This is a genomic window from Pseudomonas sp. DWP3-1-3b3 (genome assembly GCF_049896305.1).
Lineage (GTDB): Bacteria > Pseudomonadota > Gammaproteobacteria > Pseudomonadales > Pseudomonadaceae > Aquipseudomonas > Aquipseudomonas azotoformans_A.
The window spans coordinates 189,541-213,526 of sequence record NZ_JAFCUA010000008.1 but is presented as its reverse complement, the minus strand read 5'-3'; the positions used below and the strand labels follow the sequence as shown (position 1 = coordinate 213,526).

The window sequence follows — 23,986 nt, the reverse complement described above, 5'->3', positions numbered from 1 at the left end:
CAAGACCATGAGCGAAAACAACAACAAAATGACTCAAGCGATGCACCGCCGCGACTTCCTCAAACACAGCGCCGTGGCTGGCGCGGTGGCCGCGGCGTTTTCCATGGGCCTGCCGTTGCAGGCCTTTGCCGCAGACGCCACGCCCAAGCCGGGCGGTGTATTGCGCCTGGGCCTGGCCGGTGGCAGCACCACCGATTCCCGCGATCCGGGTTCCTGGGTCGATACCTTCACCTTTGTCGGTTTCTCGGCGGTGTACAACACCCTTACGGAAATCGCGGTGGACGGCAGCGCGATTCCCGAATTGGCCGAGCGCTTTGAATCCACACCCGATGCGCGGGTGTGGACCTTTCACTTGCGGCCTGGCGTGACCTTCCACAACGGCAAAAACTTGACCGCGGACGACGTGGTGGTCTCGATCAATCATCACTTGGACGCCAAGTCCACCTCCGCCGCCAAGACCGTGCTGGGTGATGTCGCCAGTGTGAGCGCCCAGGGCAGCGATGCGGTGGTGTTCGAGTTGCATTCGGGTAACGCCGACTTTGCTTATGTCGTCGCTGATTATCACTTGGTGATCATGCCCGCCAAGGACGGCGTGGCGGACTGGCAAGCCGGTGTGGGCACCAGCGGCTACCGTCTTAAAAGCTTCGAACCCGGCGTGCGCATGGACCTGGAACGCAACCCAGACTATTGGAAACCCGGTCGCGCGCACTTCGCCAGCGCCGAATTACTTGCCATCGCCGACGGCGCCGCGCGGGTCAATGCGCTGGTCACCGGGCAGGTGGATGTGATCAACAAGGTCGACCTGAAAACCGTGGCGCTGCTCAAGCGCAACCCCGGCCTGGTGATCGAAGAAACCAAGGGCGCGCAGCACTACACCTTCCCGATGCTGTGCGACAGCAACGAATTCAAGAACAACGACATCCGCATGGCCATGAAGCATGCGATCAACCGCGAAACGTTGTTGGCCTCCGTGCTGCATGGCTACGGCCTGGTGGGCAACGACCACCCGATCCAGCCCGGCAGTCGCTTTATCAATGCGGCCCTCGAGCAGCGCACCTACGACCCGGACAAGTCGCGTTTCTACCTGCGCAAGGCCGGTGTGGAGTCGCTCAAGGTGCGCCTGCAAGCCTCCGACGCAGCCTACACCGGTGCGGTGGACGCCTCGGTATTGTTCAAGGAGCAGGCACGCCAAGCGGGTATCGACATCGATGTGGTGCGTGAACCGGCCGACGGGTTCTTCTCCAATGTGTGGATGAAGCAGCCGTTCACCACTTCGTTCTGGTACAGCAGCTTGACCGCCGACCGCATGTTCAGCATCGGCTACGCCAAAGGCGCGGCGTGGAATGAAACCCATTGGGACAACCCGCGTTTCAACCAACTGCTCAACGCCGCCCGTGGCGAGATGAACGCGCCGTTACGCCAGGAGATGTACAACGAAATGCAGGCGCTGTGCCGGGATGACGGCGGGGCGATTGTGCCGCTGTTTGCCAGCTCGGTGGCGGCGCGTTCGAACAAGGTCAGCCACGGGCCGCTGACCGCGCCCTATGGTGAGTTGGATGGGCTGCGGTTGATCGAGCGGTGGTGGCAGGCCTGAGGAGTGGCACCATGAATAGCCTGTTGAAGCTGGTCCTGCAACGCCTGGCACTTGGTGTGCTGTCGTTGTTCGCCGTGTCGGTGATCATCTTTCTCGCCGTGGGCATGCTGCCGGGGGATATTGCCCAGGCCATGCTCGGGCAGTCCGCCACGCCGGAAACCGTGGCGGCATTTCGGGCGCAGCTGGGCCTGGATTTGCCGCCGTTCACGCGCTTTGCCCAATGGCTGCTGCGCCTGCTGCACGGTGACCTGGGCGCGTCGCTGGCCAATCAGCGACCGATTGCCGATTTGATCGGTGCGCGATTGGGCAACACCCTGAGCCTGGCTGCATTGGCGGCATTGGTCTCGGTGCCCACGGCGCTGGTGCTGGGCATGCTGGCGGCGCTGTACCGCAACAGCTGGTTCGATCGCCTGCTCAATACCTCGGCGTTGAGCGCGGTGTCGTTTCCGGAGTTCTTCGTTGCCTACCTGCTGATCCTGGTGTTCTCGGTGAAACTCGGCTGGTTCCCCAGCCTGTCGAACCTGGCGCCGGATGCCACGTTTGGCACGATTCTGGAACGTTCGGTGCTGCCGGTGGCAACCCTGAGCCTGGTGGTGATCGCGCAGATGATGCGCATGACCCGCGCGTCCCTGATCAACCTGCTTGCCAGCCCCTATATCGAAATGGCTCGCCTGAAGGGCATCCGCCAGTCGCGGATTATCTGGCGGCATGCGCTGCCCAACGCGCTGGCGCCGATCGTCAACGTGATCGCGCTGAACCTGGCGTATCTGGTGGTGGGGGTGGTGGTGGTCGAAGTGGTGTTTGTCTATCCGGGCCTCGGCCAGTTGCTGGTGGACTCGGTGTCCAAGCGCGACATCCCGGTGGTGCAGGCGTGCAGTCTGATCTTTGCCGCCACTTACATCCTGCTCAATACCGGGGCGGACGTGTTGTCCATCGCCAGCAACCCACGCCTGATGCATCCCAAGGGGTAGTCCATGAACCTGTTGAGCCAAGTGGCCCGTGCGCCGTTGAGCGCCAAGTTCGGCCTGCTGATCATTCTGTTGTACATCGCGGTGGCTGTGTTTGCGCCGTTGCTGGCGCCCTATGGCGAGACCCAGGTGGTGGGCGAGGGCTTTGCGCCCTGGAGCGGCCAGTTCCTGCTGGGCACCGATAACCTGGGGCGCGATATGTTCAGTCGTTTGGTCTACGGCGCGCGCAACACGTTGGGGATCGCCTTCCTGACCACTACGCTGGCGTTTTTGCTGGGGGGCTTGAGCGGCTTGGTGGCGGCGATCAAGGGCGGCTGGATCGACCAGGGCTTGTCGCGGGTGGTGGATGTGCTGATGGCGATCCCGCAGCTGATCTTCGCGTTGCTGATTCTCAGCGTAGTGGGCACCAACGCCACGTCGCTGGTGTTGGTGATTGCCTTGCTGGATTCGACGCGGGTGTTTCGCTTGTCCCGTGCCGTGGCAATGACCGTGGTGGTGCAGGATTTTGTCGAAGCCGCCCGTCTGCGTGGCGAAGGCCTGTGGTGGCTGGTCACCCGCGAAGTGTTGCCCAACGCCGCCGCGCCGCTGATTGCCGAATTCGGCCTGCGCTTCTGCTTTGTGTTCCTGTTCATCAGCGCGTTGTCGTTCCTCGGCCTGGGCATTCAGCCGCCCACTGCGGACTGGGGCAGCATGGTGCGTGACAACGCGGTGTTGATCACCTTCGGCGACATCAGCCCGTTGCTGCCGGCCCTGGCGGTGGCGTTGATTACCGTCAGCGTGAATTTTGTCGTCGACTGGATGCTGCACAAATCCAGCGGCCTGAAGGAGTGTTGAGGATGGACAAGCCATTGCTGGAAATCCGCAACCTGCAGATCGAAGGGCATTACGAAGACGCCTGGCACCCGCTGATCAAGGGCATTGACCTGACCCTGAAACGCTGCGAGGTGCTGGGTTTGATTGGCGAGTCGGGGGCGGGTAAATCCACCCTGGGGCTGGCGGCGATGGGGTATGCGCGGGACGGTTGCCGCATCACCGGTGGTTCGGTGTGTTTTGACGGTATCCAGTTATTGCAGGCCAGGCCCGAGGCGCTGCGCAAATTGCGCGGCCTGCGCATTGCCTATGTGGCGCAGAGCGCGGCGGCGTCGTTCAACCCGGCGCATCGCTTGATCGACCAGCATGTGGAGACCGCGGTGATCAACGGTGGCATTGATCGCGCCCAGGCCGAGCGTGAAGCGGTGGAACTGTACCGTGTGTTGCGCCTGCCCAACCCGCAAACCATCGGCCAACGGTATCCCCATCAAGTCTCCGGTGGGCAGTTGCAGCGGGTCATGACTGCAATGGCCATGGCCTGCCACCCGGACCTGATCATCTTCGACGAGCCCACCACGGCCCTCGACGTCACCACCCAGATCGAAGTGCTGGCGGCGATCCGCGATGCGGTGAAAACCTACGGCAGCGCCGCGCTCTACATCAGCCACGACCTGGCGGTGGTGGCGCAGATGGCCGATCGCATCATGGTGTTGCGTCACGGCAAGCTGGTGGAGGAGGCGGACACCCGCAGCATGCTCAGCCAGCCGCAGCAGGACTACACCAAATCCCTATGGGCGGTGCGCAGTTTTCGCACCGAGCCCAAGGCCTGTCCGGACCAGCAAGTGCCGTTGTTGGAGGTGCAGCAAGTGAGCGCCAGTTATGGGCATCAGCCGGTGCTGCACGACGTGTCGATGAAGCTCTATCGCGGCCAGACCCTGGCGGTGATCGGCGAGTCGGGCAGCGGCAAGAGCTCCACGGCGCGTCTGATTACTGGGTTGTTGCCGGCCACGGCGGGGCAGGTGCTGTATGACGGCGAGGCATTGCCGGTCGACTTTCGTCAGCGAAGCAAGGAGCAATTGCGGCGGATCCAGATGATTTACCAGATCCCCGACACGGCGCTGAACCCGCGCCAGCGCATCGTCGACATCATCGGCCGGCCGCTGACGTTTTACCTGGGGCTCAAGGGCAAGGCGATGCGCGCTCGCGTTGCCGAGTTGCTGGAGATGATCGAGTTGGACCCGGCGGTGTTCATGGAGCGCCAACCGAGGGAATTGTCCGGCGGCCAGAAGCAGCGCATCTGCATCGCCCGCGCCTTGGCGGCCGACCCGCAACTGATCATCTGCGACGAAGTCACTTCCGCCCTCGATCAACTGGTGGCCGAGGGCGTGCTGAAGTTGCTCAACCGCCTCCAGCAGCAACTGGGCGTGGCCTATCTGTTTATCACTCATGACGTCGCCACCGTGCGTGCCATTGCCGATGAGGTGGTGGTGATGCAGCGGGGCAGGGTGGTGGACCAGGGCAGCCGCAGCGCGATTTTCACCCCGCCGTACCAGGACTACACCGGCCTGCTGTTTTCATCGGAGCCCGAGATGGACCCGGATTGGCTCGATCACTTGCTGGCCCAACGGGCGGCGCATACCGTTTGAGGAGTTTGTATGAAAGTTCTGATTGTTCACGCGCACCCTGAGCCACAGTCATTCACTGCGGCTTTGCGCGATCAGGCGGTGACCACACTGGAAGGCCAGGGGCATGAGGTAAAGACCAGTGATTTGTACGCCATGCAGTGGAACCCGGTGGCGTCGGCAGCGGACTTTTCGACGCGGGAGAATCCCGATTACCTGGTGTATGCCTTGGAGCAGCGCCTGGGGGTGAAGAAGCAGTCGATCGCCGCAGATATACAGGAGGAGTTGGACAAGCTGTTGTGGGCTGATTTGCTGATCCTCAACTTTCCGATTTTCTGGTTCTCGGCGCCGGCCATCCTCAAAGGCTGGATCGACCGGGTGCTGGTGTCGGGTGTGTGTTACGGCGGCAAGCGCTTTTACGATCAGGGCGGCCTGGCAGGCAAGCGCGCGATGGTCACGGTGACCCTGGGCGGGCGCGAGCATATGTTCGGTGAGGGCGCGATTCATGGGCCGTTGGAGGACATGTTGCGGCCAATTCTGCGCGGCACGTTGGCGTATGTGGGGTATGACGTGCTGCCACCGTTTGTGGCGTGGCATGTGCCGTACATCAGCGACGAGGCACGGCGGGATTTCCTGGTGGGGTATGAGCAGCGGCTGCAAGGGCTGGCGGACGAGCAGCCCTTGGTGTTTCCGAAGCTTGAGCAGTTTGATGAGGCGCTGTATCCCCTGTCTTGAGCCTAACACTGATCAAATGTGGGAGCTGGCTTGCCTGCGATAACGGTACATCAGCTACAGATTTGTAGCCTGACACGCCGCCATCGCAGGCAAGCCAGCTCCCACATTTCGATCTCGACCAGTCAGTTGGTTTTGGGTTGTTGGCGCAAACGCTTGGCCGCACTGCGCAGCAGCTGTTCAGTGCCATTCCAGCCCAGACAACCGTCGGTGACGGACACACCGTACTTCATCGACGCGCTCAACGGCTGGCAGCCTTCGAACAGATGGCTTTCAAGCATCATGCCGATCAGCGAGGTGTCGCCCTGCAACCGCTGTTCCAGCACCTCGTTGAACACCGCCGGTTGGCGCAGCGGGTCTTTGCCGCTGTTGGCGTGGCTGCAATCGACCATGATCCGCGCCGCTACCTTGGACTTGGCCAGATCGTGCTTCACCTGCGCCACGCTTTGCGCATCGTAGTTCGGCCCACGGTGACCGCCGCGCAGTACCAGGTGCGTGTCGGGGTTGCCTGGGGTCTGGATGATCGCCGGGTGGCCCTGGCTGTCGACGCCGAAGTGACGGTGCGGATGGGACGCCGAGCGCATCGCGTCACAGGCAATCGCGACGCCGCCGTCGGTGCCGTTCTTGAAGCCCACAGGCATGCCCAGGCCGCTGGCCATTTCGCGGTGGATTTGCGATTCGGTGGTGCGCGCGCCAATCGCGACCCAACTGAGCAGGTCATCGAAGTAGCCGGCTGCCATAGGTTGCAGCAGCTCAGTGGCGACTGGCAGGCCCAGGCGCAGCATTTCGCGCATCAGTTCGCGGGACAGGGTGAGGCCGGCGGCCATGTCATCACTGCCATCCAGATGGGGATCGTAGGCCAGGCCTTTCCAACCGATGGTGGTGCGCGGTTTTTCGACGTAGGCGCGGATCACCAGCAGCATCTGGTCGCTGACTTCAAGTGCGAGTTTCTTCAGGTTGCGCGCGTATTCCATGGCCGATTTCGGATCGTGGATCGAGCACGGGCCGACAATCACCAGCAAACGCGAATCTTCGCCATTGAGGATGGCGCGCACGGCTTGGCGATGGGCGTGGACTTGTTCGTTGAGGAACGGGCTCAGGGGCAGTTGGTGCTTGAGCTCGAGGGAGCTGGGCAGGCGCTGGGTCAGGGCTTCGTTGGCGCTGGTCAGTGCAGAGATCGGCAGAGCGGCGGTGGCAGAGTTCATATTCAAGGCTTCCTGGGCAAGCGGCGGGCTGTTCCCGCGCGCTCTGCCCTACTGGGGTGTTCGACAATTGGCCGTATTGGCTACGTGTGTTGGCTTGCCACCAAGAGGTGACCGATCGGAGGCGGCAGGCTGTCCCGAGCGGAGCTGGCTAAATCGCCATGCGGTGGAGGTGTCGTAGCGGTAATAGGTGGCGTAGTTCATGTCGTGTGTCCTTTAAGTGTTCTTCAAAAAGTTTTAGAGGCTGAAAAAACAAAACCCCCGGTCGGGGAGCCGACCGGGGGTTAGATTTCTCTGGTAGGCGACCCCTTGAGTAGTGGGCGCCGATTTAAGGTATCAGGCGCGCCAGTGGCTAAACCAATACCCAAAATAAAAGCTGACCAGTGCGCTCGAACCGTTCACACGGGTAGCCGATACCAAGCGCGGGGCGCTGGTAGCAGGGCAGACCTGAGTGTGGGTGAGTTGCAACATGGTATGTCTCCAAATGATGGGCAGAGCTTACTCGACGCGTACAGGTGGTTTCAATCAGAAATTTCTATTGTCGTGGGGTACTTACGACTATGAGGTGCATGCCGATATGCTGTGGAGACTCTCATTGGAATGGACACGGACACATGGCGTTTCACTTACGCGCAGCCACGGACCTGGACCTGCCGTTCGCCCGAACACTGACCATCGAGGCTATGAGCCGCTACTACCAGCAATACGACCTGATGTGGTCCAACGATGGCTTCGATGTCGCTTGGGCCGGCCGTGAAAACTGGCTGATCTGCGACGATGATGCGGTGATGGGCTTTATCAGCCTGAGCCGCGACAGCCGCGCACTCTACATCCGAGAGCTGCATATGCTCGAAACGTATCGTGGATTGGGCGCGGGCAGTTGGGTGTTGGAACAGATGGCACTCAAGGCACAGGCGCTGGGCCTGTTGCGCTTGACCGTGTTCAAGACCAACCCGGCCAGGCGGCTCTATCAGCGCATGGGGTTGAGCATTGTCGGTGAGGAAGACTGCTTCTGGCGCATGGAGCGTGCCTGCCAATCAAGCTAAACCATGCACTCAATCCTAATAAGCGCATACTGACTTCAGGAGACGACTTCCTGATCGTTATTTTGGCCATCTGCCTCAGCAAGGATGATCCCTTCTTTCATGCCCAGAAGGACCGCCACCTTATGGGCCTCTCCACGCCGTCCCTTTTTGCGCCCAGCGAGCACTTGATAGGTGGTTGCCGGATCAACGCCATGTTCGCGGGCGAACGCTTGGACTGACTTTCCTTGATGTTCCAGCCAGGCTTTGGCTTGTGCAGCAGTACGGATTCCGGGCATAGTTCAAAACCGTTCAAGTTCGTTTAACGAAGAGATGAATGTGTCACCTCTTGGGGTGTGCCAACTAGGATCATACATCCAAATGAGTGGAATCGGTTCGCGTTTGAGGCAAGAAAGAGAGCGACTTGGCCTGTCGCAAAAAGTGTTTGGTGAAATCGGCGGCGTTGAAGCCAACGCCCAAGGTAAATACGAAAGTGGAGGGCGTGCGCCTAAAGCGGACTATTTGTCCCGTGTCGCTGAAAGAGGTGTGGATGTGTTGTACGTGTTGACCGGTACGGCAACACCGATCCAATTGGAGAACCTGAGCCACACCGAAGAGAAAGTGTTGGGCGATTACCGCGCCATGTTCAAGGAAGACCAGGATGCGATCCGCCGCCTGACGTCGACCTTGGCCGAACATTCCAGTTCGCTGAATGGAAAAATCAAGCCGCAGCCCCAGGATTCCTGACCCGCTGCCCAGCAAATAGAGCCGTCCACCCCTCGGTGGGCGGCTGCTGTGCGTTCAAACACTATATATATGACGCTTGCAGCTAGGTCTGCGCCTTGGTTTTTTGCTAAGGTGTTCAGCAACCTATAAGACCATATCGCGAGGTGTCTGCTTGATTAGGGTGCTAGTAGTCGATGACCATGATCTCGTTCGTACAGGCATTACACGAATGCTGGCTGACATCGATGGCCTGCAAGTAGTCGGCCAGGCCGAGTCCGGGGAAGAGTCCCTGATCAAGGCTCGAGAGTTGAAACCCGATGTGGTGTTGATGGACGTCAAGATGCCCGGTATCGGCGGTCTAGGCGCCACGACCAAATTATTGCGCAGCCATCCGGACATCAAGGTCGTGGTGGTGACCGTATGTGAAGAGGACCCGTTCCCGACGCGCTTGTTGCAGGCGGGTGCGGCCGGCTACCTGACCAAGGGCGCAGGCCTGGCGGAAATGGTGCAAGCCATTCGCCTGGTCTTTGCCGGCCAGCGTTACATCAGCCCGCAGATTGCCCAGCAATTGGCGATCAAATCTTTCCAACCCGTCAGCGACTCACCCTTCGATGCGCTGTCGGAGCGGGAAATCCAGATCGCCTTGATGATCGTCGGCTGCCAAAAGGTGCAGACGATCTCCGACAAGCTTTGCCTGTCGCCCAAGACCGTCAACACCTACCGCTATCGCATTTTCGAGAAGCTCGCCATCAGCAGTGATGTTGAATTGACCCTGCTCGCGGTGCGCCACGGCATGGTGGACGCCAGCGCCTGACATGAGCACACCGTTTGATCCCAGTGCCTTTCTCTCAACCTGCAGTGGCCGCCCCGGCGTGTACCGCATGTTCGACAGCGAGGCGCGCCTGCTTTACGTCGGCAAAGCCAAGAACCTGAAGAACCGCCTGGCGAGCTACTTTCGCAAGACCGGTCTCGCGCCGAAAACCGCTGCGCTGGTGGCGCGTATCGCCCAGGTTGAAACCACCATCACCGCCAATGAAACCGAAGCGCTGCTGCTTGAGCAGACGCTGATCAAGGAGTGGCGGCCGCCCTATAACATCCTGCTGCGCGACGATAAATCCTACCCTTACGTGCATTTATCCGACGGCAACTTCCCGCGCCTGAGCATTCACCGTGGTGCGAAGAAGCAGAAGGGCAAGTATTTCGGCCCTTATCCCAGCGCTGGAGCGATCCGTGAAAGCCTGAGCCTGCTGCAAAAGACCTTTTTTGTGCGCCAGTGCGAGGACAGTTTTTACAAAAACCGCACCCGTCCGTGCCTGCAATACCAGATCAAGCGTTGCAAGGCGCCCTGTGTGGGTCTGGTTGAACCAGCGGAGTACGCCGAGGATGTACGCCATTCGGTGATGTTCCTCGAAGGACGCAGCAATGCCTTGACCGATGAACTCTCCGGCGCCATGGAGCAGGCCGCCAGTACCCTGGACTTCGAGCGCGCCGCCGAGCTACGCGACCAGATCTCGCTGCTGCGCCGCGTGCAGGATCAGCAGAGCATGGAGGGCGGCACTGGCGACGTCGATGTGATCGCGGCGTTCGTCAATCCGGGTGGTGCCTGTGTGCACCTGATCAGCGTGCGTGGCGGCCGGGTGCTAGGCAGCAAGAACTTTTTCCCGCAGACCGGTATTGACGAGGACGTGGCCGAAGTCATGGCGGCGTTTCTGGGTCAGTACTACGTGAGCAGTCCCGAGCGCGATCTGCCGTCGGAGTTGATCGTCAACGTGGTGCACGAAGACTTCCCCACGCTGATCGAGGCGATCCACGAACTGCGCGGCCGCGAGCTGGATATCAGCCATCGCGTACGCGGCACCCGAGCACGCTGGCAGCAACTGGCCGTGACCAACGCCGAGCAGGCCTTGGGTGCCCGCTTGGCCAATCGACAGCACGTCGCCGCGCGCTTTGACGCCCTGGCGGAAGTCCTCAACCTGGACGAACCGCCGCAGCGCCTGGAGTGCTATGACATCAGCCACTCCAGCGGCGAAGCCACCGTGGCATCTTGCGTAGTGTTCGGGCCGGAAGGGCCGATAAAAGCCGATTACCGTCGCTATAACATCGAAGGCGTCACCGCCGGCGATGACTATGCCGCCATGCACCAGGCTCTGACGCGACGTTTCAGCAAGCTGAAGGACGGCGAGGGCAAGTTGCCAGACATCCTGTTGGTGGACGGCGGCAAGGGTCAGCTGTCCATGGCCCGCGATGTGCTCAACGAGCTGGCGGTACCCGACCTCATCCTGCTCGGCGTGGCCAAGGGCGCTACACGCAAGGCCGGTTTCGAAACGTTGTACTTGAATGACGCCGCCCATGAGTTCACCTTGAAGGGCGACTCACCTGCGCTGCACCTGATCCAACAGATCCGTGACGAAGCCCACCGTTTCGCCATTACCGGTCACCGCGCCCGGCGTGGCAAAACCCGGCGAACCTCAACCCTGGAAGGGGTGGCGGGGGTCGGGCCGACACGGCGACGCGACTTGCTTAAACATTTTGGTGGCTTGCAAGAGCTATCCCGTGCCAGCATTGACGAAATAGCCAAAGCACCCGGTATCAGTAAAAAGCTCGCTGAGCTGATTTATGCGAATCTGCACAGCGAATAGAATGCCTTTCCACCTCGTAGCCAGTTGTGCCGATGAATATCCCTAATCTGATCACCGTTCTACGCGTCCTGCTTATTCCGATTTTCATTCTGTTGTTCTATTTGCCGTACGAATGGAGCTATGCAGCTTCCAGTTCAGTGTTCGCCTTTGCGGCCGCCACCGACTGGCTCGACGGCTACCTGGCCCGCCGCCTGGAACAGAGCACGCCCTTCGGCGCGTTCCTCGACCCGGTGGCCGACAAGCTCATGGTGGCTGTCGCGTTGGTCCTGTTGGTGCAAGAACACGGCAACCTGTGGCTGACCCTGCCGGCCGCCGTGATCATCGGCCGCGAGATCGTCGTCTCGGCCCTGCGCGAATGGATGGCCGAAATCGGCGCCCGCGCTCACGTGGCCGTGTCCAACATGGGCAAATGGAAAACCGCAGCGCAAATGCTTGCGCTGGTGATCCTGCTGGCCAACCCGTCGGACTTCTCGTTCTGGGTCCTGACGGGCTACGCCTTGCTGCTGATTGCGGCTGGCCTGACGCTGTGGTCCATGCTCCAGTACCTGCGTGCTGCCTGGCCTCATCTGCGCACGACCGTTGAAAAGAAATAAAACTTTTTTGAATCAAAGGGTTGACCGGTTACGAGATTTCTATAGAATGCGCATCACCAAGCGGGAATAGCTCAGTTGGTAGAGCACGACCTTGCCAAGGTCGGGGTCGCGAGTTCGAGTCTCGTTTCCCGCTCCAAACACAAAGAAAAAGCCACTCTAGCGAGTGGCTTTTTTTTGCCTGCGATTTAACAAGTTAGGCCTTGAAGTCCCTTCCCTTACATGAATGGCAACCTATCCTCGCCGCGATTGATCTGCTGTCGCCACGAGTGAAGGTTTCTACGCAGGTGCGACCTCCAGCTCACTCAAGTAGTTGTACAGGTTAGCCGCCTCTGGCGACAGGCGCGTCGCATCCGCCACGCCGACATACAAGGTCCGCGACGCCCATTCTCCCTCAAGCGGTATCGCCCGCAGCTTGGACGCCAGCAACTCGGGATGCACCGACCCCAGCGGCAGTATGCCGATCCCCAGGCCTGCTTCGATCATCCGGCAAATACCATCAAAACTGCTCACCTGGATACGCACCTTGAGGTGCTTGCCGGTGCCGGCAGCGGCATCGTTGATACGGCGCAGCAGCGAGCTGCCTTGGTTCAAGGCGACATAATCGAAGTCCAGCGTGTCGGCCAGCGTCACGCTTGAACGCTGTGCCAACGCATGGGTTTGCGGCACCAGCACCACCAGCCGGTCACGTCGATAGGGCCGCATTTGCAGACCGGAAGCGGGCACGTTGTCGGCAAAGATGCCGATCTCGGCCTCGCCGTTTTCCACGGCGTGAATGGTGCGATCGCTGAGGGCTTCTTCCAACTCGATGCGCACATGCGGGTTGGCGGCCAGGAAACTCGCCAGGTCCGCCGGCAGGAACTGGATCACCGCCGAGGTGTTGGCAAACAACCGCACATGGCCGCGCACACCCTTGGCGTAGTCGTTGGCGTCATGGGCCATTTGCTGGGCCACGTCGAGCAGGGTGCGCGCATGCTCGGCCAGTCCGCGTCCGGCCGGAGTCAGTTGCAGGCCACGGGGCACGCGGGTGAACAGGGTGCAGTGGGTGACGCGTTCGAGTTCGGCCAGCCGTTTGCTTGCGGCGGAAACGGTCATATGCGCGCTGTTGGCGGCCTGGGTGAGGTTTTCTGTTTTGGCGGCCAGCACTAGCAGGCGCAGGGAGGCCAGGTCCAGTTGCAGCAGGTTGATCATTTCCACCTCCGTGTTTCCAGTCAGGAAAGAGTAGTGGAAATCTTTGACATTCTCACGGTCTGTTTTTGGGGGGATTATCCGGCCATCACCTCCAACAAGAACGGACAACGTCATGAGCCTACCCCTGGAAGGCATCAAGGTGGTCGAAATGGGCCAACTGATTGCCGGGCCTTTCGCCGCCAAGATCCTCGCCGAGTTCGGCGCCGAAGTGATCAAGATCGAACCACCGGTCACCGGCGACCCCCTGCGTAAATGGCGCTTGCTGCACGACGGGACGTCAGTGTGGTGGGCTGCACAGTCGCGTAACAAACAATCTGTCACCCTCGACCTGCGCCAGGTCGAAGCGCGTGAGGTGGTCAAGCGGCTGGTCAAGGACGCCGACATCCTGATCGAGAATTTCCGACCTGGAACCCTGGAAAAATGGGGGCTTGGCTGGGATGAGCTGTCATCGATCAACCCTGGCCTGGTGATGCTGCGAGTCTCTGGCTATGGCCAGACCGGACCTTATCGCGACTTACCGGGCTTTGGTGTGATCGGTGAAGCCATGGGCGGCCTGCGCCATCTCTCCGGCGAGCCGGGCCGTACGCCGGTGCGGGTAGGGGTGTCGATAGGCGACTCGCTTTCCGCGCTGCACGGCGTGATCGGTGTGCTGCTTGCCTTGCGCCATCGTGAGCAGAATCGCGGTGCGGGCCAGCAGGTGGATGTGGCCTTGTACGAGTCGGTTTTCAACATGATGGAAAGCCTGATTCCCGAGTATTCGGTGTTCGGCAGCGTGCGCGAACCGGCCGGCAGCAGCCTGCCAGGCATCGCGCCGACCAATGCCTACCGTTGCAAGGATGGAAAGTACGCCTTGATCGCGGGGAATGGCGACAGCATCTACCGGCGCCTGATGGAAAAGATCGAACGCCTGGACCTGGCCGACGACCCGGAACTGGCGCAGAACGACGGCCGCGTGCGCCATGTGGCGCGCATCGATGCGGCGATTTCCACCTGGACGGCCGACAGAAACCTCGATGCGGTGCTGGCCGCGCTGAAGGAGGCCAACATCCCCTCCGGCAAGATCTACGACGCCGTCGACATCGCCGCCGACCCCCATTACCAGGCGCGCGACATGCTGCTCGCCAGCCAGTTGGACGACGGCACCGCCGTCACCTTGCCCGGCATTGTGCCCAAGTTGACGGCCACCCCCGGCCACGTGCACTCGCGCGCACCCACGCTTGGGCAACACACCGATGCGGTGCTCGACGGCATCGGTATCGACGCGCCGACCCGCGAAGCCTGGCGCGCTCGCGGCCTGATCTGAATCAAGGAGTAGCTCTATGAAACGCCTGTACCTGCAGGAAGTCGCGACCCGTGACGGCTTCCAGAACGAAAAGACCTTTATCGACACCGAACAGAAAATCGCCTTGATCGACGAACTGAGCCAGTGCGGTTACGCCAAGATCGAAGTGACCTCGTTTACCTCACCCAAGGCCATTCCCGCGTTGCGCGATGCGGAGGCCGTGATGGCCGGGATCCATCGTCAAAAGGGCGTGGAGTACACGGTACTGGTGCCCAACGTGCGCGGTGCCGAACGGGCGCTGGGTTGTGGCATCGACGAGGCCAACCTGGTGATGTCGGTGAGCGAGCCGCATAACCGCTCCAACCTGCGCATGACCCGTGAACAATCATTTGCCCAGTTGAGGGATGTCGTGGGGGTGATTGGACATGGGCCGGTGGCCGTCAATGTGTCGTTGTCCACGGTGTTTGGCTGCCCGATGCAGGGCGATGTGCCGGCGGACGATGTGTTGGGATGGGTCGGGCGTTTTGCCGAGTTGGGCGTGCGCGGCGTCACGCTGTGCGACACCACCGGCATGGCCTATCCCACACAGGTGGAAGCCTTGTCACGGCAAGTGCGCGAGCGCTTTCCCGAGCTGCAACTGACCCTGCATTTTCACAACACCCGTGGCATGGCCCTGGCCAATACCCTGGCGGCGTTGCAGGCCGGGATCGACCGTTTCGACGCTTCGCTGGGCGGCCTCGGTGGTTGCCCCTATGCCCCCGGCGCCAGCGGCAACGTGTGCATGGAAGACCTGGTGCACATGCTCGACCTGATGGGCTATGACACTGGCCTGCAACTGGACCGCGTACTGGCCGCATCTGCCCGCTTACCCGGCCTGATCGGCCACGCCACGCCCAGCCAGATCCTCAAGGCCGGCAAGCGCCTGGACCTGCATCCCATTCCCGAACACGTCCACACCCTGACCCAACAGGTAGCCCATCATGATTGATCATCTCGACCATCTGGTCCTCACGACTATTGACCTGACCGCCTGCAAAGACTTCTACACCCGCGTCATGGGCATGCGCCTGGAGACCTTTGGCAACGGCCGCGTCGCCTTCCGCTTTGGCAACCAGAAAATCAATGTGCATGAGCGTGGGCATGAATTCGAACCCAAGGCCCATCTGCCGGTGCCTGGCGCGCTGGACCTGTGCTTTATCGCCAGTATTCCCCTGGAAGCAGTGATCGCGCATTTGAAGGCTGAAACCTGGCCGATCATCGAAGGCCCCGTACTGCGTACCGGCGCAACCGGCCCGATTCGCTCGGTGTATGTGCGCGACCCCGACCTGAACCTCATCGAAATTTCCGAGCAGGTGCCCGCATGAATATCGTGTTTCTCGACGGCGCGAGCCTGCCTTCTCCGTTGGCGCGTCCCGTCCAAGCCAGCCACTGGACCGCGCGTGAACACACCCGCCCCGATCACGTAGTCGAAGCCCTGGCCGACGCCGACGTGGCAATCACCAACAAGGTGCGCCTGGACCGCATCACCCTGGAGCAATTGCCGCGCCTGAAACTGATCTGCGTGGCGGCGACCGGCTACGACTGCGTGGATCTCGCCGCCTGCCGTGATCAAGGCGTGACGGTGTGCAACGTGCCGGCCTACAGCGCGGTCAGCGTGGCCGAGTCGGTGATCGGTTCGCTGTTTGCGTTGCGCCGTCACTTGCTGGCGTACCGCGCGGCCTCGGCGCGCCTGTGGCCACAGTCTTCGCATTTTTGCGTGCACGGCGCGCCGATCCAGGACCTGCAAGGCTCGACCCTGGGCATCGTCGGTCGCGGCGATATCGGCAGCCGTGTCGCGCGCCTGGCCAAGGCCTTGGACATCAACGTGCTGTTTGCCGAACACCGTGGCGCGCCGCAGGTGAGGGCGGGCTACGTGGCGTTCGACGAGGTGTTGGCCAAGGCGGATGCGCTGACGCTGCATTGCCCGCTGACGCCCCAGACCCGTTACCTGATCGGCACCGCCGAAATCGCGCGGATGAAACCGGGTGCCTTGCTGATCAATACCGCTCGCGGTGCATTGGTGGACGAAAACGCCGTCCTGGCCGCTCTCGCCAGTGGTCAATTGGGCGGCGCCGCGCTGGATGTGCTGCACGTGGAGCCGCCGCAGGCGGACCACCCGTTGCTGCACTGTGAACACCCCAATCTGCTGATCACGCCCCACGTTGCCTGGGCCAGCCAAAGCAGTGTCGCGCGCCTCAAGGCGGTGCTGCTGGCCAACATCGAGGCATTCGCCGCCAACAAACCGATCAACGTGGTGACCTGAAACCCCAGCGAAGCCCCTCACAAACCCTATAGGCAGAGCCATGACAAAAATAATCAGCTCGTCGATCCAAGCGCTGCCACGGCGCGCACCGTTCTACCAGCACCTGTATGTGCAAGTGCTCGCAGCCATTGTGCTGGGGGTGATCCTCGGCCATTTCAGCCCAAGTTTGGGCGAACAGATGAAGCCCTTGGGCGACACCTTCATCAAGCTGATCAAGATGCTGATCGCGCCGATCATCTTCTGCACGGTGGTCAGCGGCATTGCTGGCATGCAGGACCTCAAGCGCATCGGCCGCATCGGCTTCAAATCCCTGATCTACTTTGAAGTGCTGACCACCATCGCCCTGGTGATCGGCCTGATCGGTGTCAACCTGCTCAAACCGGGCGCGGGCATGCATATCGACCCGGCCAGCCTGGATGCGTCGGCCATCGCCGGCTACACCAAGGCGGCCCACGATCAGAGCGTGGTCGGCTTCCTCACGCATATCGTGCCCAGTACGGTGTTTGGCGCGTTTACCGACGGCGACATCCTCCAGGTGCTGTTCATCTCGGTGTTGTTTGCGTTTGGCCTGCAGTTGTTGGGCGATACCGGCAAACCCTTGCTGAACACCATCGACCTGGTGGCCAAGGCATTTTTCCGCATGCTGAAGATCGTCATGTACCTGGCGCCGCTCGGGGCTTTTGGCGGCATGGCGTTCACCGTAGGCAAATACGGCGTGCAATCGCTGGGGGCCTACGTGAACCTGTTGGTGTGCTACTACATTACCGGGTTGGTGTTTGTGTTCGTGGTATTGAACCTGGTCGCGCGATTGGCCGGTTTCAGCCTGTGGAAGTTCCTCAAGTACATCCGTGAAGAACTGGTGTTGGTGCTGGGCACCTCGTCCTCGGAATCCGCCTTGCCGCGCCTGATGGGCAAGCTGGAAAAGCTCGGCTGTGAGAAATCCACCGTGGGGCTGGTCGTGCCATCCGGTTATTGTTTCAACCTCGACGGCAGCTGCATCAACATGACGGTGCTGGCGATCTTCATTGCCCAGGCGCTGGACATCGATGTGTCGCTGTATCACCAGGTGACCTTGCTGTTGATCCTGCTGCTGACCTCCAAAGGCGCGGCGAGCGTGACCGGCGGCGCATTCATCACCCTGGCTGCCACCCTCGGCTCCATCGATGTGATCCCGGCGGCGGGGTTGGTGCTGGTGCTCGGCGTGTACCGATTTATCTCGGAAGGCGGTGCGCTGATCAACGTGATCGGCAACGGTGTGGCCACGTTGTTCATTGCCCGCTGGGATGGGGCGTTGGATCGCGAGCAACTCAAGCGTGAGTTGGGCTAGGGCGCGCGGCTTTTTTGAATCTGTCTGGAGTGCCGCCCACTCCAGACCTCTACGACCCCGTCCGTTTTCCGCTCTTCATAGCATTCCAAAAGCGACCTGATACTTTCCTATAACCGACTTGTCGGTATTTTGTCGTTCTCGTCTAACTCTATGAATTACATATAAAAAATATTATTTCGTTTGTGTTTTGTGTGAATTATATTTGTATACACAGAAAATACATTCTCTTGACCCTCCGTTTTTCCCATGCGAGTCTCGCTTCAACAGGCCGCCCTCAGCGCTGCCGAACCCTTCCTTGTTGTTCCAACACACCGGCCTTTGAACAGGGCCAGAAACTATAAATACAACGTAGATCGAGGCGCGCCATGAAGAACTTTTGGAAAACCGTTTGTGCGGTTGCGTTAGTGGGTGTGGTTGCGCTTCCGGTGCAGGCCGAAGAAAAAACCATCACGGTCGGCACCATGTCCTGGGAAGACCTGACGCCGATTACCGGCATTACCAAGAAGGTATTGGAGAACGCCGGCTATACCGTGAAAGTGGTTGAGTTCTCTGAAATCGGTATTGCCTATGCGGCCCTGACCAAGGGTGATGTACAAGTCCTGGCCTCACAGACCGATTACGCCACCCAGGACTACTGGAACAAAAACAAGAACCGCCTGGAAAAACTCTCGCCGGTTTCCTATGGCCTCTACCAGGCGATCGCCGTACCCAAGTACGTCGATATCGATTCGCTGGAACAGCTCAACGATAACGCCGACAAGTTTGGCGGCAAGATCATCGGCATCGAGCCGGGTTCAGGGTTGATGAGCGACGCCAATAAGGCGGTCAAGGATTACGGATTCAAACTGCAGTTGCTCGAAGGCAGTACTGCCGCGATGACGGCCGCCTTGAAGTCCGCCGTGGACCGTAAGGAGTGGGTCGCGGTCACCATCTGGGAGCCGTCGTGGATGGCCCAGAAGTTCGACCTTAAGTTCCTCAAGGACCCCAAAGGTTCTTTCGCCCCCCCGCAGGCCTATTACTGGATCGGTCATAAGGGCTTCACCGCTGAATACCGCCACGCCCGCGAAGTCATCGCCAGCGTCTACGTGCCGCTTGCCGACATCACCGCCATCAACGGCGCCGTCAAGGACGGCAAGAGCATGGATCAGGCCGTTGCGGGTTGGGCCGACAACCATGCCGACTTGATGAAACGCTGGGCCAATATCAAACAATAAACCTCACTCTTTTTTGCCACTGCCGGGTACAGATAACGCGTTCTGATCAATTAGAAAAACCAGTCGAACTGGTTCAATAGGCTCAAACATGACAACGCTCAAAATAGACACTAACGAAGTGCTTGTGGATTGCCAGTCGGTCTGGAAGATCTTCGGTCAGAATGCCAAGGCGGCGATGCAAGCGGTGGTTCACAAAGGGCTCGGCAAAACCCAGGTGCTGCAGGATTTCAGCTGCGTGGTGGGGGTGTCGGATGTGAGCCTGCAGGTTCGCCGCGGTGAAATTTTTTGCATCATGGGTTTGTCCGGCAGTGGCAAATCGACCCTGATCCGCTTGCTCAACAAACTGATCACCCCCAGCGCCGGGAAGGTGCTGGTCAAGGGCAAGGATTTGTCCGCTTTATCTCCCGCACAGTTGCGCGAAGTGCGGGCCAAACACATTGGCATGGTGTTTCAGAGTGTGGCGTTGTTGCCCAACCGTACCGTGCTGGAAAACACCGCTTTCGGCCTGGAAGTGCAGGGCGTTGGCAAGGCTGAGCGTTATCAAGTGGCGGAACGTGCGTTGGCCAAGGTCGGCCTGAGTGACTGGGCTTCGCGCTACCCGAGCGAGCTGTCTGGCGGCATGCAGCAGCGTGTCGGGCTGGCGCGGGCGCTGACCGCCGACCCGGAAATTATCCTGATGGATGAGCCGTTCAGTGCGCTCGACCCCTTGATCCGTCGCCAGTTGCAGGACGAGTTCCGCCAGCTCACCAAGGAGCTGGGCAAGTCCGCGGTGTTTATCACCCACGACCTGGAAGAGGCCATCCGTATCGGTGACCGCATCGCCATCATGAAGGACGGCGTGATTATCCAAGTCGGCACGGCCGAAGAGATTGTGTTGAACCCAGCCGATGACTATGTCGCTGAGTTCGTCGCGGGCATCTCGCGCTTGCACCTGGTCAAGGCCCATTCGGTGATGACGCCGGTGGCGCGTTATGCACAGGCGTTCCCCCTGTGCGATTTCACCCGGCTCACTCAAACCACGCCAGAAACCGATATCAACGCACTGATCGGCTTGACCATGGGCGCCGATCTTGAGCCGTTGGCGGTGGTCGAGCAGGGCGTTGTGGTGGGCATCATCACGCCTGGGGATCTACTGCGCGGCGTGCAGGGCATTCCTAACGAGGCCCAGGCTTTGGCCCCAGTGTTGGAGGCTTCGATATGAGTACGCCGGATTTCTCGGTACCGTTCGATGCCGCTGTAGACGCTGGCCTGATGTGGTTGCAGGACAATGGCGAGTTTTTCTTCGACGCCGCCAACACGGCCCTGACGGCTGTATTCAAAGGCGTGCAGTGGTGCATCGCTGCGCCGCCGTTCTATGTGATTGTCCTCGTCATCGGCCTGCTGGGCTGGCGCATGGTGGGGCTGCGCTTTGCAGTGTTGTCGGCGCTGGCCTTGCTGCTGTGTGAAGTTATCGGGCTGTGGCCCGAGACCGTCAGCACCCTGGCGCTGGTGCTCACCGCCACGCTGTTGGCATTGCTGGTGGCAGTGCCGTTGGGCGTGCTGGCCGGGCTCACGCCGGCGTTCGATCGTGTGGTCGACCCGTGCCTGGACCTGGTGCAGACACTGCCGCCCTATATCTATCTATTGCCGGCGATTGCCTTGCTCGGCTATGGCCCGGCGACTGCGCTGCTGGCCACGTTTATCGTCGCGGTGCCGCCGGCGCTGCGCCTGACCTCCCTGGGCATCCGCATGACGCCCAAGGAGTTCGTCGAGCTGGGTGATGCCAGCGGCGTTACCGGCTTGCAGATGTTCTTCAAGATCCGCTTGCCCTTTGCGATGCCGAGCATCATGGCCGGAGTCAACCAGAGCCTGATGATGGCATTCGGCATGGTGGTGATTGCCGGTATTGTCGGCTCCGGTGGGTTGGGCGAGTCCATCTACGGTGCGGTGCGCACCCTGGACATCGCCAAGTCGATCAATGCGGCGCTGGCCATCGTCATCCTCACGATGATTCTCGACCGTCTTGCACAAAGCGCGGCTGAATCGCGCCGAGGAGCCAGTCAATGAGCCTTGCTGATTTGCGTATCTCACCGGGTGAGTTTCTGGCCCCTGCCATCGACTGGCTGAACACCCACCTGCACGGTCTGTTCGTGCTGATCGGCAAGGTGATCGAGGCCTCGTTGGGTGTGATCGAGGGCCTGCTGCTTGCGCCCCATGCCTACGTGTTGATTGCCATCGTGGTGGTGCTGGCATGGATCTTCGCCAACTGGCGCGTGGCGCTGTTTGCCGGTTTGATGTTGGCGTTCTGCCTGTTTGCCGGGCTGTGGGTGGCGTCGATGCAGACCATCGCGCTGGTCTCGGTGGCGGTGCTGATTTCCGTCAGCGTTGCGTTCCCCCTGGGCATTCTTGCCGCACGGGTCAAGCGTGTGGACGCGGCGTTGCTGCCGATCTTGAACATCATGCAAACCGTCCCGCCGTGGGTGTACCTGATCCCGGCGGTGATGCTGTTCAGCCTGGGGCGCGTGCCGGCCATCATTGCCACCATCGTGTATGGCATTCCACCGATGCTGCGACTGACCACCTTGGCGTTCAAGCAGTTGCCCAAGGACCTGCTGGAACTGGGCCAGGCCATGGGCGCATCGCCACGGCACATCCTGCTCAAGATCGAATTGCCCACGGCGGCGCCCACGCTGCTGGTGGGGCTGAACCAATGCATCCTGTTGTCGCTGGCGATGGTGGTGCTGGCCGGGTTGGTCGGGGCCGGTGGCCTTGGCGCCGAAGTGACCCGTGGCTTGACGCGAATGGAGATGGGCCTGGGCCTGCGTGCCGGCCTGGCGATTGTGGCGGTGGCGCTGTTGCTCGACCGCTTGTCACGCGGCGCATTGCAACGCCAGGCACGGCGGGTATGACGTGGTAGTGCGACGTCAATTCAGTGGTGCTATGCATGGCAAGAACCTGCGTTACCTCAATGATCATCACGGCCAGCAGGTGCGCAAGGCGCGGGCGGGGTTTGTACTGCTGGAGCACTTTTCGCTGCCGGCGTTTACCCAGGCGCTGGACACTATCGTCACCGCCAACCTGTTGCGCGCGGATCTGTTCGCCACGCGCACCTTCGGCCTGGTCTGCGATGAGGTGGTGAGTGACCTGGGCCTGGTGATCCGTCCCGACGCGCGCCTGACGCTGGAGGCTGTGCTCGATCTGGATTTGCTGGTGATCTGCGGCGGTTATCGCACGCCGCTGCGTTACAACGATGAATTGACCGTACTGCTGAGTACGGCGGCGGAGCAGGGCGTAACGCTGGCGGGCGTGTGGAACGGTGCGTGGTTTCTGGGGCGGGCGGGGCTGTTGGAGGGATACCGATGCGCGATTCACCCCGAGCATCGCCCTGCATTGGCCGAGATCGCGCGGCTCAGTCATGTCACCAGTGAAGCCTACGTGGTGGACCGTAACCGTCTGACGGCATCGAGCCCCACCGGCACGTTCTATATGGCGCTGGAGTGGATCCGCAGCTTGCACGGCAAGAGCCTCACCGATGGTATTGAAGACATCCTGGCGTTTGAGGCGTCGCGCTTTCGCCGGATCAAGCCGATGTTGAACGTTTCGGTCAGTGGGCCGCTGCGCGAAGTGATCAACCTGATGGACGTCAACCTCGAAGAACCGTTGCAAATGGTCGACCTGTGTCTTTACGCCGGGCGCTCGCGGCGACAGATCGAGCGGCTGTTCAAGGAGCAACTGGGCACCTCGCCGCAACGCTATTACATGGACCTGCGCATCACCGAGGCACGGCGCTTGTTACAGCACACCTCGCTGACCATTGTCGAGGTGTCGGTCGCCTGTGGTTTTGTCTCGCCCAGCCATTTCAGCAAGTGCTACAGCGCCTATTTCGGCCATCGTCCGTCCAAGGAAATCCGCCTGGTCAAATAGCTGGAAAGCCCCGCTGGCAAAGGGTTTCAACTGAATTTAACACTGTGTATTTTAATTGTAGACACAAAGTATTTTGTTGTTTTATAGTGCGAATACAGGTAGTAGACCGTGTGCACTTACTACTAGGAAGGTTTCACATGGCTACCAAAGAACTCACTACACCGGCTTCGGCCGAGCCAAGCATCGATCGCAAGGCGGTACTGGGTGAAGCGCTGCGGCGTCGCATCCTCAGCATGGAACTGGCACCCGGTGCGGTGGTGGACGAGCTGGCGTTGTGTGATGAATTCGGTTTGTCGCGCCCACCGGTGCGTGAACTGATGCGGCAGATGGCGGCGGAAGGGTACATCGACCTCGAAGCCAACCGCGCCGCGCGGGTGTCGGCCATGAGTTACCAATCGCTGCGCAGTTTTTTCCTGGCGGCACCGCTGATTTACATCGCCACCACGCAGCTGGCCTGCTCCCACGCAACGCCTGCCGAGGTGGTGGAGTTGAAGCGAATCCAGGCGCTGTTCCGTATCGCTATCGAGGAAAAAGATGTCGAGAACCGTGTGTTGTACAACGACGAGTTCCACCTGCAAATCGGCAAGATGGCCCACAACGCCTACCTGATGCCGAGCTTGCAACGCTTGCTGATCGACCACGCACGCCTGGGCAAAATCTTCTATCGCCATCCGACCACCGTCGACATGCAGGAAGACCTGGAAGTGGCCGCCCAGCAGCACGACGAGATGATCCGTGCAATCGAACACCACGATCCGGTCTCGGCCGGGGAAATCGTGCGGGCCCACCTCGAACTGTCCCGTCGGCGGATGTCCGAGTACGCGGCGCCCGAAGGCCTGGATGTAGCGCTCACCTTCTGATC

Annotated in this window: 24 protein-coding genes and 1 tRNA gene; 22 read left to right on the top strand and 3 right to left on the bottom strand. The window is 60.6% G+C overall.

What is annotated here, in order from left to right:
• The first annotated feature begins 7 nt into the window (after positions 1-7).
• The 5 genes from ACP7BX_RS23410 to ACP7BX_RS23390 are packed head-to-tail and all read left to right on the top strand — an operon-like array spanning position 8 to position 5,729.
• A complete protein-coding gene (locus ACP7BX_RS23410; protein WP_177111460.1) occupies positions 8-1,594 on the top strand; it encodes an ABC transporter substrate-binding protein in 1,587 nt (528 codons plus the stop codon).
• Positions 1,595-1,605: 11 nt separating this feature from the next.
• Positions 1,606-2,565 carry an ABC transporter permease gene (locus tag ACP7BX_RS23405; RefSeq protein ID WP_095017575.1) on the top strand — a complete coding sequence of 320 codons (960 nt, stop codon included), beginning with the start codon at positions 1,606-1,608 and terminating at the stop codon, positions 2,563-2,565.
• A gap of 3 nt (positions 2,566-2,568) precedes the next feature.
• Positions 2,569-3,396, top strand: a complete 828-nt coding sequence (locus tag ACP7BX_RS23400; RefSeq protein ID WP_028619646.1) for an ABC transporter permease — start codon at positions 2,569-2,571, stop codon at positions 3,394-3,396.
• A 2-nt stretch (positions 3,397-3,398) separates the two neighbouring features.
• The gene (locus ACP7BX_RS23395; RefSeq protein WP_426127614.1) at positions 3,399-5,018 is read left to right on the top strand and encodes an ABC transporter ATP-binding protein; all 1,620 of its coding nucleotides are present in this window, start codon (positions 3,399-3,401) and stop codon (positions 5,016-5,018) included.
• 9 nt (positions 5,019-5,027) lie between these two features.
• Complete coding sequence (locus ACP7BX_RS23390; RefSeq protein WP_426127616.1) at positions 5,028-5,729, top strand: NAD(P)H-dependent oxidoreductase; 702 nt, start codon at positions 5,028-5,030, stop codon at positions 5,727-5,729.
• Between the two features lie 122 nt (positions 5,730-5,851).
• On the opposite strand, the gene ACP7BX_RS23385 is transcribed toward ACP7BX_RS23390, so the two are convergent.
• Positions 5,852-6,931 carry a 3-deoxy-7-phosphoheptulonate synthase gene (locus ACP7BX_RS23385; RefSeq protein ID WP_426127618.1) on the bottom strand — a complete coding sequence of 360 codons (1,080 nt, stop codon included), beginning with the start codon at positions 6,929-6,931 and terminating at the stop codon, positions 5,852-5,854.
• A 611-nt stretch (positions 6,932-7,542) separates the two neighbouring features.
• Here ACP7BX_RS23385 and ACP7BX_RS23380 point away from each other — a divergent pair.
• Entirely contained in the window at positions 7,543-7,974 is a 432-nt protein-coding gene (locus tag ACP7BX_RS23380) for a GNAT family N-acetyltransferase (protein ID WP_426127620.1), read from the top strand.
• Between the two features lie 35 nt (positions 7,975-8,009).
• Here the strand turns inward: ACP7BX_RS23380 and ACP7BX_RS23375 are convergent, their stop codons facing one another.
• The gene (locus ACP7BX_RS23375) at positions 8,010-8,249 is read right to left on the bottom strand and encodes a DNA-binding protein (RefSeq protein ID WP_038851376.1); all 240 of its coding nucleotides are present in this window, start codon (positions 8,247-8,249) and stop codon (positions 8,010-8,012) included.
• 82 nt (positions 8,250-8,331) lie between these two features.
• Here ACP7BX_RS23375 and ACP7BX_RS23370 point away from each other — a divergent pair, with 82 nt between their 5' ends.
• The 5 genes from ACP7BX_RS23370 to ACP7BX_RS23350 all read left to right on the top strand — a co-directional run bounded on the left by ACP7BX_RS23370 (position 8,332) and on the right by ACP7BX_RS23350 (position 12,044).
• A complete protein-coding gene (locus ACP7BX_RS23370) occupies positions 8,332-8,697 on the top strand; it encodes a helix-turn-helix domain-containing protein (protein WP_177111455.1) in 366 nt (121 codons plus the stop codon).
• Positions 8,698-8,848: 151 nt separating this feature from the next.
• The gene (gene gacA / locus ACP7BX_RS23365) at positions 8,849-9,490 is read left to right on the top strand and encodes a response regulator transcription factor GacA (RefSeq protein WP_032886613.1); all 642 of its coding nucleotides are present in this window, start codon (positions 8,849-8,851) and stop codon (positions 9,488-9,490) included.
• Between the two features lies 1 nt (position 9,491).
• Positions 9,492-11,315 carry an excinuclease ABC subunit UvrC gene (gene uvrC, locus ACP7BX_RS23360; RefSeq protein WP_269133556.1) on the top strand — a complete coding sequence of 608 codons (1,824 nt, stop codon included), beginning with the start codon at positions 9,492-9,494 and terminating at the stop codon, positions 11,313-11,315.
• A gap of 32 nt (positions 11,316-11,347) precedes the next feature.
• The gene (gene pgsA, locus ACP7BX_RS23355) at positions 11,348-11,908 is read left to right on the top strand and encodes a CDP-diacylglycerol--glycerol-3-phosphate 3-phosphatidyltransferase (RefSeq protein ID WP_003232771.1); all 561 of its coding nucleotides are present in this window, start codon (positions 11,348-11,350) and stop codon (positions 11,906-11,908) included.
• 60 nt (positions 11,909-11,968) lie between these two features.
• Positions 11,969-12,044, top strand: a tRNA-Gly gene (locus ACP7BX_RS23350).
• A gap of 140 nt (positions 12,045-12,184) precedes the next feature.
• Here the strand turns inward: ACP7BX_RS23350 and ACP7BX_RS23345 are convergent.
• On the bottom strand, positions 12,185-13,096 hold the full coding sequence (locus ACP7BX_RS23345; RefSeq protein WP_426127623.1) for a LysR substrate-binding domain-containing protein: 912 nt from the start codon (positions 13,094-13,096) through the stop codon (positions 12,185-12,187).
• 112 nt (positions 13,097-13,208) lie between these two features.
• Between ACP7BX_RS23345 and ACP7BX_RS23340 the strand changes: the two genes are divergently transcribed.
• From ACP7BX_RS23340 to ACP7BX_RS23290, 11 genes are all read left to right on the top strand, one after another.
• The gene (locus tag ACP7BX_RS23340) at positions 13,209-14,399 is read left to right on the top strand and encodes a CaiB/BaiF CoA transferase family protein (protein WP_426127625.1); all 1,191 of its coding nucleotides are present in this window, start codon (positions 13,209-13,211) and stop codon (positions 14,397-14,399) included.
• A gap of 16 nt (positions 14,400-14,415) precedes the next feature.
• A complete protein-coding gene (locus tag ACP7BX_RS23335) occupies positions 14,416-15,366 on the top strand; it encodes a hydroxymethylglutaryl-CoA lyase (RefSeq protein ID WP_426127627.1) in 951 nt (316 codons plus the stop codon).
• The gene (locus ACP7BX_RS23330; protein WP_033903069.1) at positions 15,359-15,742 is read left to right on the top strand and encodes a VOC family protein; all 384 of its coding nucleotides are present in this window, start codon (positions 15,359-15,361) and stop codon (positions 15,740-15,742) included. Before ACP7BX_RS23335 ends, ACP7BX_RS23330 begins: the two co-directional genes overlap by 8 nt.
• Positions 15,739-16,680, top strand: a complete 942-nt coding sequence (locus ACP7BX_RS23325) for a D-2-hydroxyacid dehydrogenase (protein ID WP_426127629.1) — start codon at positions 15,739-15,741, stop codon at positions 16,678-16,680. Before ACP7BX_RS23330 ends, ACP7BX_RS23325 begins: the two co-directional genes overlap by 4 nt.
• A gap of 40 nt (positions 16,681-16,720) precedes the next feature.
• Positions 16,721-18,007 (top strand): C4-dicarboxylate transporter DctA, encoded by a 1,287-nt coding sequence (gene dctA / locus ACP7BX_RS23320; RefSeq protein ID WP_177003202.1) that lies wholly within the window; start codon positions 16,721-16,723, stop codon positions 18,005-18,007.
• 365 nt (positions 18,008-18,372) lie between these two features.
• A complete protein-coding gene (locus ACP7BX_RS23315; RefSeq protein WP_426127632.1) occupies positions 18,373-19,221 on the top strand; it encodes a glycine betaine ABC transporter substrate-binding protein in 849 nt (282 codons plus the stop codon).
• Between the two features lie 88 nt (positions 19,222-19,309).
• Positions 19,310-20,422, top strand: coding sequence for a quaternary amine ABC transporter ATP-binding protein (locus ACP7BX_RS23310; protein WP_177061295.1), 1,113 nt, complete (start codon positions 19,310-19,312; stop codon positions 20,420-20,422).
• Positions 20,419-21,267 (top strand): ABC transporter permease, encoded by an 849-nt coding sequence (locus ACP7BX_RS23305; protein WP_426127634.1) that lies wholly within the window; start codon positions 20,419-20,421, stop codon positions 21,265-21,267. The genes ACP7BX_RS23310 and ACP7BX_RS23305 overlap by 4 nt, the downstream gene beginning before the upstream one ends.
• Entirely contained in the window at positions 21,264-22,109 is an 846-nt protein-coding gene (locus ACP7BX_RS23300; protein ID WP_016979689.1) for an ABC transporter permease, read from the top strand. The genes ACP7BX_RS23305 and ACP7BX_RS23300 overlap by 4 nt, the downstream gene beginning before the upstream one ends.
• 1 nt (position 22,110) lies before the next feature.
• Positions 22,111-23,124: a GlxA family transcriptional regulator gene (locus tag ACP7BX_RS23295; protein WP_177114931.1), complete on the top strand. Its 1,014-nt coding sequence runs from the start codon at positions 22,111-22,113 to the stop codon at positions 23,122-23,124.
• Between the two features lie 137 nt (positions 23,125-23,261).
• Complete coding sequence (locus ACP7BX_RS23290) at positions 23,262-23,984, top strand: GntR family transcriptional regulator (protein WP_177114933.1); 723 nt, start codon at positions 23,262-23,264, stop codon at positions 23,982-23,984.
• Positions 23,985-23,986: the final 2 nt, after the last annotated feature.

Bases quoted from the DNA above. Each gene is read 5' to 3' on its own strand.
- ACP7BX_RS23380 (WP_426127620.1), top strand. From the start codon at position 7,543: ATGGCGTTTCACTTACGCGCAGCCACGGACCTGGACCTGCCGTTCGCC.
- ACP7BX_RS23325 (WP_426127629.1), top strand. From the start codon at position 15,739: ATGAATATCGTGTTTCTCGACGGCGCGAGCCTGCCTTCTCCGTTGGCG.
- ACP7BX_RS23300 (WP_016979689.1), top strand. From the start codon at position 21,264: ATGAGCCTTGCTGATTTGCGTATCTCACCGGGTGAGTTTCTGGCCCCT.
- ACP7BX_RS23335 (WP_426127627.1), top strand. From the start codon at position 14,416: ATGAAACGCCTGTACCTGCAGGAAGTCGCGACCCGTGACGGCTTCCAG.
- uvrC (WP_269133556.1), top strand. From the start codon at position 9,492: ATGAGCACACCGTTTGATCCCAGTGCCTTTCTCTCAACCTGCAGTGGC.
- ACP7BX_RS23330 (WP_033903069.1), top strand. From the start codon at position 15,359: ATGATTGATCATCTCGACCATCTGGTCCTCACGACTATTGACCTGACC.
- ACP7BX_RS23395 (WP_426127614.1), top strand. From the start codon at position 3,399: ATGGACAAGCCATTGCTGGAAATCCGCAACCTGCAGATCGAAGGGCAT.
- ACP7BX_RS23385 (WP_426127618.1), bottom strand. From the start codon at position 6,931: ATGAACTCTGCCACCGCCGCTCTGCCGATCTCTGCACTGACCAGCGCC.
- ACP7BX_RS23340 (WP_426127625.1), top strand. From the start codon at position 13,209: ATGAGCCTACCCCTGGAAGGCATCAAGGTGGTCGAAATGGGCCAACTG.
- ACP7BX_RS23310 (WP_177061295.1), top strand. From the start codon at position 19,310: ATGACAACGCTCAAAATAGACACTAACGAAGTGCTTGTGGATTGCCAG.
- ACP7BX_RS23345 (WP_426127623.1), bottom strand. From the start codon at position 13,096: ATGATCAACCTGCTGCAACTGGACCTGGCCTCCCTGCGCCTGCTAGTG.
- ACP7BX_RS23400 (WP_028619646.1), top strand. From the start codon at position 2,569: ATGAACCTGTTGAGCCAAGTGGCCCGTGCGCCGTTGAGCGCCAAGTTC.
- ACP7BX_RS23390 (WP_426127616.1), top strand. From the start codon at position 5,028: ATGAAAGTTCTGATTGTTCACGCGCACCCTGAGCCACAGTCATTCACT.
- ACP7BX_RS23410 (WP_177111460.1), top strand. From the start codon at position 8: ATGAGCGAAAACAACAACAAAATGACTCAAGCGATGCACCGCCGCGAC.
- ACP7BX_RS23375 (WP_038851376.1), bottom strand. From the start codon at position 8,249: ATGCCCGGAATCCGTACTGCTGCACAAGCCAAAGCCTGGCTGGAACAT.
- ACP7BX_RS23315 (WP_426127632.1), top strand. From the start codon at position 18,373: ATGAAGAACTTTTGGAAAACCGTTTGTGCGGTTGCGTTAGTGGGTGTG.
- ACP7BX_RS23305 (WP_426127634.1), top strand. From the start codon at position 20,419: ATGAGTACGCCGGATTTCTCGGTACCGTTCGATGCCGCTGTAGACGCT.
- ACP7BX_RS23370 (WP_177111455.1), top strand. From the start codon at position 8,332: ATGAGTGGAATCGGTTCGCGTTTGAGGCAAGAAAGAGAGCGACTTGGC.
- ACP7BX_RS23290 (WP_177114933.1), top strand. From the start codon at position 23,262: ATGGCTACCAAAGAACTCACTACACCGGCTTCGGCCGAGCCAAGCATC.
- pgsA (WP_003232771.1), top strand. From the start codon at position 11,348: ATGAATATCCCTAATCTGATCACCGTTCTACGCGTCCTGCTTATTCCG.
- dctA (WP_177003202.1), top strand. From the start codon at position 16,721: ATGACAAAAATAATCAGCTCGTCGATCCAAGCGCTGCCACGGCGCGCA.
- ACP7BX_RS23405 (WP_095017575.1), top strand. From the start codon at position 1,606: ATGAATAGCCTGTTGAAGCTGGTCCTGCAACGCCTGGCACTTGGTGTG.